General features: G+C 37.0%; 10 protein-coding genes, 2 rRNA genes and 1 pseudogene. 7 read left to right on the top strand and 6 right to left on the bottom strand.

All coding sequences use genetic code 11. The features are described 5' to 3' along the window. Positions 1-29: 29 nt before the first annotated feature. The 6 genes and pseudogenes from ACQH6S_RS03185 to ACQH6S_RS03160 all read right to left on the bottom strand — a co-directional run. Entirely contained in the window at positions 30-1,535 is a 1,506-nt protein-coding gene (locus ACQH6S_RS03185) for an Npt1/Npt2 family nucleotide transporter (RefSeq protein WP_425360885.1), read from the bottom strand. Positions 1,536-1,692: 157 nt separating this feature from the next. Continuing rightward, a complete protein-coding gene (locus ACQH6S_RS03180) occupies positions 1,693-2,268 on the bottom strand; it encodes a VUT family protein (protein WP_425360073.1) in 576 nt (191 codons plus the stop codon). 266 nt (positions 2,269-2,534) lie between these two features. Beyond that, on the bottom strand, positions 2,535-2,672 hold the full coding sequence (locus ACQH6S_RS03175) for a hypothetical protein (protein ID WP_425360072.1): 138 nt from the start codon (positions 2,670-2,672) through the stop codon (positions 2,535-2,537). A 120-nt stretch (positions 2,673-2,792) separates the two neighbouring features. Continuing rightward, positions 2,793-2,907, bottom strand: a 5S ribosomal RNA gene (rrf, locus tag ACQH6S_RS03170). Between the two features lie 381 nt (positions 2,908-3,288). Beyond that, positions 3,289-6,048, bottom strand: a 23S ribosomal RNA gene (locus ACQH6S_RS03165). Positions 6,049-6,727: 679 nt separating this feature from the next. After that, positions 6,728-6,916: pseudogene (locus ACQH6S_RS03160) on the bottom strand (IS110 family transposase); the annotation flags it as partial. 484 nt (positions 6,917-7,400) lie between these two features. Between ACQH6S_RS03160 and rnhA the strand changes: the two are divergent. From rnhA to virB11, 7 genes are all read left to right on the top strand, one after another. Then, positions 7,401-7,916: a ribonuclease HI gene (gene rnhA, locus ACQH6S_RS03155; RefSeq protein ID WP_094648721.1), complete on the top strand. Its 516-nt coding sequence runs from the start codon at positions 7,401-7,403 to the stop codon at positions 7,914-7,916. Continuing rightward, complete coding sequence (locus ACQH6S_RS03150) at positions 7,904-8,260, top strand: NADH-ubiquinone oxidoreductase subunit NDUFA12 family protein (protein ID WP_425360071.1); 357 nt, start codon at positions 7,904-7,906, stop codon at positions 8,258-8,260. The genes rnhA and ACQH6S_RS03150 overlap by 13 nt, the downstream gene beginning before the upstream one ends. After that, a complete protein-coding gene (mlaD, locus tag ACQH6S_RS03145; RefSeq protein WP_341748640.1) occupies positions 8,260-8,715 on the top strand; it encodes an outer membrane lipid asymmetry maintenance protein MlaD in 456 nt (151 codons plus the stop codon). The genes ACQH6S_RS03150 and mlaD overlap by 1 nt, the downstream gene beginning before the upstream one ends. Positions 8,716-8,953: 238 nt before the next feature. Next, entirely contained in the window at positions 8,954-9,694 is a 741-nt protein-coding gene (locus ACQH6S_RS03140; protein WP_425360070.1) for a virB8 family protein, read from the top strand. Further along, complete coding sequence (locus ACQH6S_RS03135) at positions 9,681-10,133, top strand: TrbG/VirB9 family P-type conjugative transfer protein (protein WP_192866910.1); 453 nt, start codon at positions 9,681-9,683, stop codon at positions 10,131-10,133. Before ACQH6S_RS03140 ends, ACQH6S_RS03135 begins: the two co-directional genes overlap by 14 nt. A gap of 533 nt (positions 10,134-10,666) precedes the next feature. Further along, positions 10,667-12,121, top strand: a complete 1,455-nt coding sequence (locus ACQH6S_RS03130) for a TrbI/VirB10 family protein (protein ID WP_425360069.1) — start codon at positions 10,667-10,669, stop codon at positions 12,119-12,121. After that, positions 12,118-13,110, top strand: a complete 993-nt coding sequence (virB11, locus tag ACQH6S_RS03125; protein ID WP_094648715.1) for a P-type DNA transfer ATPase VirB11 — start codon at positions 12,118-12,120, stop codon at positions 13,108-13,110. The genes ACQH6S_RS03130 and virB11 overlap by 4 nt, the downstream gene beginning before the upstream one ends. The last annotated feature ends 2 nt before the right edge of the window (positions 13,111-13,112 follow it).

The raw sequence follows: 13,112 nt of genomic DNA, 5'->3' as shown, positions 1-13,112 counted from the left end.
ACCTCATCTCTTACGTAAAGTTTAACAGTCTAGGACGCTATATTAGTGTATTCTTTATTCAATTCTCTAATCACCCACATCCATATAATACAAATTATACCAAATACTATCATTAAATATATAGAAATAGATTGATAAGTTGCACAAGGTAAAATAATAAATATTAAAGACTGGAGAAGAGCACTCGTTGACTTTCCAAGTTTAGTACCAATTACGTCAGCAGCTGCTTTACCTTTTGTCTTAAGCTCAGTATCTAAAGGAACATATGACATTTCTTTAGTAGAATCAAATAGAGTATATTTACTTGATTTACTCAACACGTTGTTGATTAGTCCCATTGTAATAGCAATTGAAGAAGGATCAGTGAGCATAAAGCTAACCACGATTATAGCAGACAATCCATCAAAATTAGATACTAAGAAAAATAGCATGCCAGTTATAAAAACCATTATTGGCGTTATACTTGCTGCGGTAAACCAGCCCAACCTCCTGACAATATTGGAGCCAAGAATAACAAACAAAATGGTAAATATGCCAGTAATACTTAGATAATTGCCAACAAAAGCAGCAAATTCCGTCGGTGTTTTATAAATCTTTGAAGCTGATGCTTTCCAAGGTCCTTCAACTAAGTTTATAGCTATACCATAACAGACAAGCAGTGTAGCAATTAGCCTAATATATCTTGAAGCAATAACCATTTTAAAACTTTCTATAAGGGTTAGCGATTGTTTCTTGACAGAAAATTGCAGTTTTTCTACCTGAGATTTATCTAATATTTTATGATTCAGTATCCAAAAAGTTGCTAATGCTATTGAGCCAAATATCAGTACGCAGCCCAATATAATTTGCACTGAAAGCTCAGTCTCTGTATGTTGCAAACCAAACTTATTAATTAACAATTGATTTAGATAAGATAAGTTTTCTAAAAACTTACCTGATATATAAAGCCCCGTTTGAGCAAAAAGTCCAAATAAAGGATAGAATCTTTTTGATTGTTCCACCGAGGTTATATTATTAACAAACTGCCAAAAAAGTAATGCAAATATCACACTTGGCCATAATTCTGCTATAATATAGAACAAAGAGAAACTCCAATTAGATAAAAGTAATATAAACCATTTTAAATTGGGATAAGACTTTACTAAAATACCAGCATGCTCACTACTCAAATGCAATGCCAAATGATTAGGAAAAATATAAAATGCAAATAAAGCAAAAAATAGTAGAAAAATTGATAATATAAGGTAGAATATATACTCCCCTTTTATGTTATTTACTAATTTCACATAGATTATCGACATCAAAAATGCCGAAGGTAAAACCCCCCAAAATTTAAGAAATGATACAGTTTCGGTACCAATCATGGTATTAATCAGACTGTCTTTTAAGGCTCTGATAATATTTTGTATAAATAAAATACAGAACATCAATAATGTTACATATAGAAATTTAGATAATTCATGCCTTTTGATAGGAAAGATATATTCTGACAATCTATTTGTTAATTTTGAGGTGGGTGATGTATTGTGAGTTATAGAGAGATACGAAAAAACTTTAGAAATTACTGCCATATAAGGCTCTAACCTACTTATTACTTGGTTAGAGCCACATACTAAAGCTTTTTGTCTTGATAGTCAAGGATAATATTTATTAATCAGCTAAATAGACGAGTAATATGGCTCTGAGCAAGCTTTATTTATTATTTTCTCCCTCATTAATCTTATTATCATGCACTTTGTGAACTAAATATAATCCGGCAAATATACATATATAAGCTGCTAATGAATATAGACATTTAAATAATACTTCTTGATAAAAAATCGACAAAACTCTACTTGTAGAGAATATATTTATGAAAAATCCTAACATCACAACACCATCTACAATGGCACACACTATCAAACTAATAAAATTCCTAGTATTAAAAGAATATGCTGATGCTGACTTGAGATGTAAAAATACACTTGTACTACAATATGTTGACAGCAATACAGAGACAGAAGCTGCAAACACAATTCCCTTAATAGCATAACCATTAATATAATAATCTAAATTCCATAACAAACCAAAGCTTACTATTGTACTCAACACTACAGCAATCATAGCTTTTTTCTTGCCATATAGCTCGGATATAATATTGACAGTTAACGTTAAAAAGACAAATACTAAAGAACATTGAGCTATTTTATTAAAGAAATTTAATAAATAAGTAAATATACAAAGTAACGTCACTAATGGCATGTAAAATTTATTATTAATATGGTGCATATTCCTTTCCTCTTTTTTTGGTCTAGTTTTTTGATTTATAATCTTAGATTATAACATAGTTGAATGATTTAAAGAATTGAAATTGAATGACAAGCGTGAAGTTTTAAATACACTCAAATGATTTAGAGAATTAGATTTGAAAATAGACCTCTTGCACAACCTAAAGATAATTGAGGAATTTTTAGGAAAAACGAAGTCGAGTACCACAGCGATGTACGTGAGGAACGGAGACGAGTTTTGACAACAAAATTACCAATTAGATTAAGTTATGCAAGAGGTCTAATGAATAGCAAGCACACGCAATAGTCATGGCACGTGGCAATCCATATAGTCATTGATGAGAAGTTGGTGACGTCGTCGCCCAATGCTCGCCTATTACTTGTAGGTGTTGCTCCTAGCCCCAAATTTTCCTGAATTGACTATAAATTGTCATTTTTAGCAACGGTGGAAATCTAAGATATGCACCAAAACAGGTATGACACAAAACAGGATTGATAACCTTCATAAAAAAATTTGTATTGCAAGCTTGGCAGTGACTTACTCTCCCATGCCTCAGGGCATAGTACCATCAGCGCTACAAGGTTTCACGTTCGAGTTCGGTATGGGATCGGGTGTTTCACTTGTGCTATAACCACCAAGCTAGCAATACAAATTTTTTACATCATAAGTCAACAAATATCTTTTACAACTCTACTTCTGCTGGTAATTTGGACAATGATGCGGTACCTGAATCCTCACATACATTATAGTACGCTGCGATTCTGCGTCCGCGTCCCCTTCAAATCCTTGCACATAAGCGAGCTTTCAAAAGGTCTAGTTGGTAATTTTGGCGTCAAAACTCACCTTCGCTCCTCACGTATGTTTATATACGCTGTGGTACTCGATTTCGTTTCTCCTAAAAATTCATCAACTATCTTTGACAGCCTCCTAGAAGGCAAATAAAAAAATTTAATGTTGATAAAACTAAAAACTTGGTATGTTTTTTACAGAATTAATGCTGCACACAAAGTACAACCTCAGCAAAGTAAATCAATCGAGCTATTAGTACCAGTTAGCTACACACGTTACCGTGCTTCCACACCTGACCTATCAACGTGGTGGTCTTCCACGGCTCTGATAGGGAAGTCTAGTTTTGAGGTAGGTTTCCTGCTTAGATGCATTCAGCGGTTATCCTTTCCGTACTTAGCTACCCAGCTATGCCGCTGGCGCGACAACTGGTCCACCAGAGGTACGTCCACCTCGGTCCTCTCGTACTAAAGGCAGATCCTCTCAAACTTCCTACACCCACGGCAGATAGGGACCAAACTGTCTCACGACGTTCTAAACCCAGCTCACGTACCACTTTAATCGGCGAACAGCCGAACCCTTGGGACCTTCTCCAGCCCCAGGATGTGATGAGCCGACATCGAGGTGCCAAACGATTTCGTCGCTATGGACGCTTGGAAATCATCAGCCTGTTATCCCCGGAGTACCTTTTATTCGTTGAGCGATGACCCTTCCACTCGGGATCACCGGATCACTATGACCGACTTTCGTCTCTGCTCGTCTTGTCAGACTCGCAGTCAGGCTAGCTTATGCCATTGCACTCTAATAGTTGATTTCCGACCAACCTGAGCTAACCATCGCGCGCCTCCGTTACTCTTTGGGAGGCGACCGCCCCAGTCAAACTACCCACCATGCATTGTCTCGGATCCTGATTCAAGGATCGCGGTTAGATATCAAGAATCAAAAGGGTGGTATCTCAAGGGTGACTCCACAGTGGCTTGCGCCACCGCTTCATAGTCTCCCACCTATCCTGCACATCTAATTCCTAATACCAGTGCAAAGCTATAGTAAAGGTTCACGGGGTCTTTCCGTCTAACCGCGGGAACTCCGCATCTTCACGGAGAATTCAATTTCGCTGAGTCGATACTGGAGACAGCGGGGAAATCGTTACGCCATTCGTGCGGGTCGGAACTTACCCGACAAGGAATTTCGCTACCTTAGGACCGTCATAGTTACGGCCGCCGTTCACTGGGACTTCAATTCAGAGCTTGCACCCCTCCTCTTAATCTTCCAGCACTGGGCAGGCGTCAGACCCTATACTTCGTCTATTGACTTTGCAGAGCCCTGTGTTTTTAATAAACAGTCGCTACCCCCTAGTTTGTGCCACCTATAAATGGTTGCCCATTCACAGGTCATCCTTCTCCCGAAGTTACAGATGCAATTTGCCTAGTTCCTTCAGCATCGTTCTCTCAAGCGCCTAGGTATACTCTACCTGTCCACCTGTGTCGGTTTGGGGTACGGTCTTTAACGAGGGTGTTATTTCCTGGAAGATATTCACCGCACACGCAATCCAATAAGCGTATACAATTTACTATCTCCGTCACATCCCTCAGGTTCAGGAATATTAACCTGATTCCCATCGATTACGCCTTTCAGCCTCACCTTAGGAGCCGACTAAGCCTGCGCAGATTAACTTTACGCAGGAACCCTTGGACTTTCGGCGAGAATGTTTCTCACATTCTTTATCGCTACTTATGTCAGCATTCTCACTTCCGATACCTCCAGCAAACTTCACAGTTCACCTTCACAGGCTTACGGAACGCTCCGCTACCATCTGCACTATTAAAGTGCAAATCCGCATCTTCGGTACATGACTTGAGCCCCGTTACATTGTTGGCGCAGGAAAACTTATTTAGACTAGTGAGCTATTACGCTTTCTTTAAATGATGGCTGCTTCTAAGCCAACATCCTAGTTGTTTTGGTTTTCCCACATCCTTTAACACTTAGTCATGATTTAGGGACCTTAGATGGCGGTCTGGGCTTTTTCCCTCTCGACTATGGACCTTAGCACCCACAGTCTGTCTGCTATGCTGTACTCGTCGACATTCGGAGTTTGGTTGAGTTTGGTAAGTCTGTAGAACCCCCTAGCTCATCCAGTGCTCTACCTTCGACGGTAATCGCTATAACGCTCTACCTAAATAGATTTCGCGGAGAACCAGCTATATCCGAGTTTGATTAGCCTTTCACCCCTAGCCACAGCTCATCCCCTACTTTTTCAACAGTAGTGGGTTCGGTCCTTCAGCGGATATTACTCCACCTTCAACCTGACCATGGCTAGATCACTCGGTTTCGGGTCTAATTCATCTAACTAAAATCGCCCTATTCAGACTCGCTTTCGCTACGCCTACACCTAACGGCTTAAGCTTGCTAGATAAACTAAGTCGCTGACCCATTATACAAAAGGTACGCCGTCACAGAACATAAATGTCTGCTCCGACTGCTTGTAAGCATTCGGTTTCAGGTCTATTTCACTCCCCTTGTCGGGGTTCTTTTCACCTTTCCCTCACGGTACTTGTTCACTATCGGTCACTAGAGAGTACTTAGGCTTAGAGGGTGGTCCCCCTATGTTCAAACAGGATTTCACGTGTCCCGCCTTACTCAAGGACTCCAAAACTTTTTACCTATAAGGGGCTATCACCCTCTATGGCCAACCTTTCCATGTTGTTCTAGTTTTTATTCTGAAGCCACTGGCCTGGTCCGCGTTCGCTCGTCACTACTAACGGAGTCTCGGTTGATGTCCTTTCCTCCAGCTACTAAGATATTTCAATTCGCTGGGTTTGCTTCGCATAGCTATGTATTCACTATACGATACCTGCTAAGCAGGTGGGTTTCCCCATTCGGAAATCTTCGGATCAAAGCTTATTCGCAGCTCCCCGAAGCTTATCGCAGCGTATTACGTCCTTCATCGCCTTCTAGTGCCAAGGCATCCACCAAATGCTCTTATTTTATTTACTTTAATTTTTTCAAACTTGAGATTGTACGATGTGTACAGAACTAATTCTGCACCATTACAGTATCCACTCGCGATCATAGAATTTTTATTAATCGCAGTGTGTATTTAGTTTTCAGCTTTATCAACTTGTCAAACAGCTACAGGATTTATTTACCCTGTGTGAAGTTTTATACCGATTATTCAAAACAATGTCAAACATTATTTTATAAATAATTCCGGAGGCAGGCTAAAGTTATAGTCATGTATAGACTTACCCGATAATGCAAGAAAAAAATAATATATAACAGCAAAAAAATCGAATGCAGTCATGTATCCGGCTTATAGTTAATCAATTACTTTAAATTTACCCTATAGCCCTGATGGAATTCGCTGGCTTACAAACTTATACTTATCATTTCTTCGACTTCTAACGAGCCATTGGATTGCTCAGTTTTTTCGTAAGCTAAGGTTAGTCTTATTTACCATCAATATTATCATTCTTTCGCATATTCCAGATTAGAATCTATTAAATTTCTATTTACCTATAATATTATCTCGTCAACAACTAGTTTGTACCAATTCTTTAGCTACAAACTTTACTCTCGGTATAATCATTGCCTGAACTGAGTACCGCAAACACCACCCTTGCTAGTTTGTTAGTTACTGCAACAGTTGTTTTATTATGCCCATTTCGTTCAGATAAATTAATTGTGGAGCTATTAGTTTTACAGTATGACCTAATTTTGTTAATTCTCTTGCCCAATAGCTAGCTCCACCGCAAGCTTCCATGCCTACTAGACATTTTGGTAAGTTAGCCATAAAAGTTAGAACCTGCTCTCTTATTAATTTTTTCTTTAATATTGTCTTACCATTTTTATCTACACCGTGAATTTAAAAAATTCTTTTTGCAATATCTATACCAATTGTGGTAACTTCCATATGAACCTCCTTATTGTTGTTTAGGATTCATTTCCTATCCTAGAAGATTAGCATATGCTTCTCATTCTGTATATAGGGTAGGTCCATACCATTATTTCAGGAGAATTGGGTAGCAGGAATGATGGGACTCGCCTATAAGTAATAGGTGAGCGACGAGTGACTACGTCCACAACTGTTGAAAGTTAGAAGAGGAAGCGGTTTTAGACCGAATAGTTTAAAAATCGTATGTGGTCAACGTCTATTAGCGAGAAAGACCTTAGGTCGACGAAGCAATCCATAAAAGTAACCAAAGATGGATTGCCACGACCTACTTGCGTGGTCTCGCAATGACAGAAAACCTACCTAAAACCCGCTTTACCTTCTAACTTTCAACAGTTGTGGGACGACGTCCCCTACTTCTCATCAATTGACTATATATAAAATAAGAGGTAAGAATATGAGTACCATACCTTTTTGTAAAACCAATTTGCAAACTATTCTACAAAATAGTTTGAGTATTCCTAAAGTTGTTATATATACTGATGGAGCTTGCTCAGGTAATCCTGGACCAGGCGGTTGGGGGGCATTGTTACAATTTAATGGAGTTTGTAAGGAGATATTTGGTCATGAGCTACACACCACTAATAATCGCATGGAAATGACAGCAGCAATTGAAGCGTTAAAAGTTCTTAAAAAATCATGCTGTGTAGAACTTTATACAGATAGTAAGTATTTACAGCTTGGAATAACTCAGTGGATTAACACCTGGGTAAAAAATAACTGGCATAAAAACAACAATGATCCTATCAAGAATGTTGATTTATGGAAAAAATTGTACGACGAACTAGGTAAACACTCTATTATCTGGAATTGGGTTAAAGGTCATGGTAATAATAAGGGAAATCAGATAGCCGATAGTCTGGCTGTCAAAGGAAAAGAAACTGCTATAAAAATGCTCAAATGTCATTCATAGATAATTTTTTTATATCTATTTTCTCTAAGGAAATTGGGAAAGATCAATTTGGTAACAAATATTACGAAAGTAAAAAGCTTGATTATTTAGGTCAAACTAGAAGACAGGTGGTTTATAAAGGTAAAGTAGAAGCATCAAAAGTTCCGCCTATGTGGCATGCTTGGCTGCACTACATGATCAATGAAGTGCCAATCAATAATGATAAATTTGACTGGCAACAAGATTATCTCCCTAATATCACTGGTACTAGCTTGTCGCATAAGATAGTAAAAAATAAGACAACCAAAGCCGAATATAGTAGGTGGCAACCTTTAGACGAATCAAATTTAGGTGAATCAAAATAATGAAACAGAATGTTATAGAAACTTTAGTTGGCTTTATAGTAATATTAGTTGCTATAGGTTTTTTTATTTTTGCTTATAAAATTGGCAACTCATCAAGAGTCGAATCTGGGTATATGCTTAAAGCAAATTTTCAAAACGCTGAAGGGATAGTCAGGGGAAGTGACGTGATGTTAGCTGGTGTAAAAATCGGATCAGTAATTGATATAACTTTAGATAAGACTAGTTTTTTTGCCTTATTAACGATTTGCATCAATAACGATATAAAGTTACCTAAAGACACTAGTATAGCAATAGTTACAGGTGGAATACTTGGTAGTAGATATATATCCGTAACTCCAGGTTCGTCTGAAGAAAATTTGGCGATAGGTGAGCAGATAAAATACACTCAGTCGGCGGTTAATATTGAATCCTTGATAGGTAAATTAATTTATTCCTTTGGTAGTGGTAAGAAGTAATATTAAATTTTATTCAAAATCCTATTAGTGTACATTGCAAATTAGTGTATAATTGTAGTGACAAGGATTATTATATTAACTAGTTATGGAATAAAAAATAAGCAATATCGTAAGAATAATGAAAACAGCTATTAGTGGAGCAGAAAAATCTGCTATATTTATAGATATAACAGATTTTGCCATAACTTGTTATATCGAATTCAGGTTATATTACAAAATGAAATAAGTTATAATCACAATGTTTAAATTAGCTAATATATTAAATACACTGAAATCACCTACCGATTCTACGATAGAACCTAAAAATGTTCAGTCTGGTAACTCTGTTAAAATTACTAGGAATTGGTACGAAGAAAGATCTGATAAAATCATTGTACAGCGTAATATCTTGTTGGTAATATCTATATTACTGATACTTTTAGTAATGGCATCTATAGCAGCGGTAACTATAGTAATAAATTCAAGAGAATTTAGCCCTTTTGTTATCCAAATTGATAATAGTACAGGTATGGCAACGATTGTTAATCCAATATCTTCGGAGATATTAAGTGGCAATGATGCTCTTTCAAGATATTTTATTAAAAAATATTTAATAGCTAGGGAAACATATAATCCTGTTGATTTTGATACTGAAGCACGTAGAAGGGTTAGGTTATTATCTTCAAATTCAGTATATTATAACTATCTTGGCTACATAAAAAATAAAGATATAGATCCAGTTTTAATGTATGGTCAAAATAACACAACTTTCTTACTAATTAAATCTTGGTCAAAATTACAAGAAAATTTACAAGAAAATAAAAATAAATATATGATTAGGTTTTCTATTAATGAAACAGCAGGTGATAGAAAGGTTTTTAATAAAATAGCAGTGGTAAGTTTTGCATATATTCCAATGGAATTAACAGATATAGACCGAGATATTAATCCAGTAGGCTTTCAAATTAATGATTACAGGGTAGATGATGATAATAGCTAGACTTCTTTTTACAGCAATAATATTATTGCATTCGGTTATTGCCAATGCTGATACAAGTAATATGCATGTAGGTAATGATTTAGATGACCTGGCAATAACTACTGATAACAGAATTAAAACTTATATACATAATCCTAATGAGGTTTATTTATTAGTTCTGCATTTTGGGTTTCAGTCAAGTATAGAATTTGCCAAAAATGAGGAAATACAAAATATTGTTCTTGGAGAGTCATATGCTTGGAAAATGACTCCGTTGGCAAACAGATTGTTCATTAAGCCGTTGGAAAAAAACATTAGAACAAATATGACTATAATAACTAATAAAAGAACTTACCAATTCGATGTGGTATCCAAAGAATTGGAAGAAGGACGCGAAAAGGATTTAGTGTATGTAGTTAGGTTTTATTATCCTAAGAAAACCTTTAGTACTTTACAATAAATTTATTGTTAGTTCTAATCGATTGGCATTTAGTTATAGTAAACCTTGCATCATTGTGAGGAGTGCTAAAGCACGACGAAGCAATTGTAAGTTGTCATTCCCGCGTAAGCGGAAATCTATAATATCTCAGAGCTTTTTTGGCTCTATTTTTAGATTCCCGCCTACGCGGGAATGACAATAGTAAGTAGGTGTCACCCCTGCTTCGGTGCGGGGGCTAGATTCCACAACTGTTGAAAGTTAGAAGGTAAAGCGGGTTTTAGATAGGTTTTCTGTCATTGCGAGACCACGTAGTGGTCGTGGCAATCCATCTTTGGTTATTTTTATGGATTGCTTCGTCGACCTACGGTCTTTCTCGCAATGACGTTGACCACATACGACTTTTAAACTATCCGGTCTAAAACCGCTTCCTCTTCTAACTTTCAACAGTTGTGGGCTAGATTCCGCACCGAAGCGGGGATGACAAACATTATCCAGCTAAAACCTTCTTGGGTTAGTTATAGATGATTTTTTTTATAAATTGATATTAATTTAACATGTCAGAACAAGATAATACTACTTCTCAAGTCAATGCAACTGGTGCAGAGGAACAAGATATACCAGAAGTTCAAAATGAGCTATCAAAAGTTGCCACTAATCCTAAGCAAAGTATTGCGATTTTGCTTGTCATTTCTGCGGTTTTTATATTTATTTTTTTTAAACTTTTTATTAGTGATAATAAACCAGAGGAGGTAGTAGTAGCTCCGTCAGCACCTACCGATATTACTAAACCGACACAAGATAACTCTAAAAATATACCAGAAATTCCAAAATTACCAGAAGCCCCTAAGCTTGAAGCCCCTGCGGAGCGTCCACCACCACCACCACCTCCTCCTCCACAACCTATTCTCCCTCAAGTTGCTTTACCTACTGGAGAGAATAATAGTGCTGACAAAGTTACTCTTCCTTCCGTTACGCCAACAGCTCTTCCTGGGAAATTAACTGAAAGTGAGGAGGAAAAGAACCGTCGTGAAGCAAAGAGAAAATCTGCTATAGTATTAATTGCAGGAGTCCCAGAGAAAAAAACACCGGATCAAATTGCCGAAGAAGCAAATTTCCAAGATCGGGGAAATATGGCATTTGTTCTTGCTCGTGGCAAGATAATGGAAGCAGTATTAGAGACCGCTATTAATAGTGATTTAGGTGGAGAAATAAGAGCAATAATTAGCAGAGATGTATTCTCTGAAAAGGAGAAAATTATTTTAATTCCTAAAGGGTCAAAGATTTTTGGTGTTTATGCAACTGGTACTGATGGAGCGTATGGTCGAATTTCCATAATATGGAATCGTATTGATCTATCAAGCGGTTATACCATTAATTTAGATGCTTTGGCTGTTGATAATCTTGGAAGACCAGGCGAACAAGGAAGAGTAGATAATAAATTTAAAGAGCGGTTAACCAATGCTGTATTATCATCAGCATTTAATATTGTACTTGCCAATGCTCTTGACAAAGTGGTAGCTCCGCCAGTTAATGCACAAGCTACTGCTGCTAATACTGCTATCGCTGTTAATATACAGAATTTGGCACAAAGTATTAATAATAGTTCCGGTACTGAGGATGTTAAAATTGCACAGATATGTACTAATGTGATGAATGCCATTACTGATAAAAGCTCAACGGCATATATTTCAATGATGCAGGCTTGCAATATTGCTCGTAATCCAACTGGCTCGCAACCTGGTCAAAGACTTATAGCATTAATGAGTGCAGTAACTAGTGCAGCAGCTAGTTTGTTATCTAGTACGGCAAATGCTAGCACTCCAACTCAGGCACAAGCAGCTTCAAAACAAGCATTTACGGATGTTAGCAATACTGTGAAAGATATGATGAAGCAACAGGCATTTAAACCAACTATTACCATAGATCAAGGTACGTTAATAAAAATTTATGTTAATAAAGATTATAAATTTCCTCAAGCTGTACTAAGAAAATCAAGATTAATAAAATGAGTGATAATTTTGCGGCATTAGAGACTTTTTTATTACCATTTAAAGAATTATTTGCAGAAGATGGTATTAATGAGATCATGGTAAACAAACCAGGAGAAGTATGGGTTGAAAAGAAAGGAGATCAATTTTGTAAATTGGTACCTGAGCTTGATTTCGAACATCTTATATCACTTGGTAGGTTAGTAGCTCAGTCAACTGATCAGATAATTTCCGAAGAAAGACCTTTACTTTCCGCCTCATTACCCAATGGTTACCGTATTCAAGTAGTATTTCCTCCTGCTTGTGAACCGGGTTATGTTGGCTATGCTATCAGGAAAGGTAGTGCAATGAGTCTTACGCTAGATCAATATGACAAGATGGGAGCTTTTGATTCAACATCTACAGGGGAATTGATTGACGAGAATGAAGAAGTATTAAACAACTATCTGAAAGAAAATAAAATTAAAGAATTTATTCGGCATGCGGTAATTTCTAAGAAAAATATTATTATTAGTGGTGGAACATCAACTGGTAAAACAACCTTTACTAACGCTGCCTTAGCAGAAATTCCAAGTAGTGAGCGATTAATTACTGTGGAAGATGCACGAGAGGTAATTCTAACAAGCCATCCTAATAAATTACATCTCCTAGCTTCAAAAGGGGGGCAAGGTCGTGCAAAAGTTACTACTCAGGATTTGATTGAGGCGTGTTTACGTCTAAGACCTGATAGAATTATTGTTGGTGAACTTAGGGGAGCTGAGGCATTTAGTTTTTTACGAGCCATTAATACAGGGCATCCTGGTTCTATATCTACTTTACATGCTGATACACCAGCCATGGCTATAGAACAACTTAAGTTAATGGTTATGCAAGCTAGTTTAGGTATGCCACCGGATGAGGTAAAAAAATATATATTAGCGGTCGTCGATATTGTGGTACAATTAAAGCGAGGTAGTGGCGGTAAAAGATATGTCTCAGAAATATACTATAGTAAGAATAGGCAAGGCTAACG

This window comes from Candidatus Tisiphia endosymbiont of Mystacides longicornis (assembly GCF_964031095.1).
In the GTDB taxonomy this organism is placed as follows: domain Bacteria; phylum Pseudomonadota; class Alphaproteobacteria; order Rickettsiales; family Rickettsiaceae; genus Tisiphia.
Note: the sequence above shows the minus strand (reverse complement) of the source record. Positions and strands in the feature narration are given on the sequence as shown.

Coding starts and splice junctions, on each gene's coding strand:
- ACQH6S_RS03140 (WP_425360070.1), top strand. CDS start 8,954: ATGTTTAAATTAGCTAATATATTAAATACACTGAAATCACCTACCGAT.
- mlaD (WP_341748640.1), top strand. CDS start 8,260: ATGAAACAGAATGTTATAGAAACTTTAGTTGGCTTTATAGTAATATTA.
- ACQH6S_RS03135 (WP_192866910.1), top strand. CDS start 9,681: ATGATAATAGCTAGACTTCTTTTTACAGCAATAATATTATTGCATTCG.
- ACQH6S_RS03130 (WP_425360069.1), top strand. CDS start 10,667: ATGTCAGAACAAGATAATACTACTTCTCAAGTCAATGCAACTGGTGCA.
- ACQH6S_RS03150 (WP_425360071.1), top strand. CDS start 7,904: ATGTCATTCATAGATAATTTTTTTATATCTATTTTCTCTAAGGAAATT.
- rnhA (WP_094648721.1), top strand. CDS start 7,401: ATGAGTACCATACCTTTTTGTAAAACCAATTTGCAAACTATTCTACAA.
- virB11 (WP_094648715.1), top strand. CDS start 12,118: ATGAGTGATAATTTTGCGGCATTAGAGACTTTTTTATTACCATTTAAA.
- ACQH6S_RS03180 (WP_425360073.1), bottom strand. CDS start 2,268: ATGCACCATATTAATAATAAATTTTACATGCCATTAGTGACGTTACTT.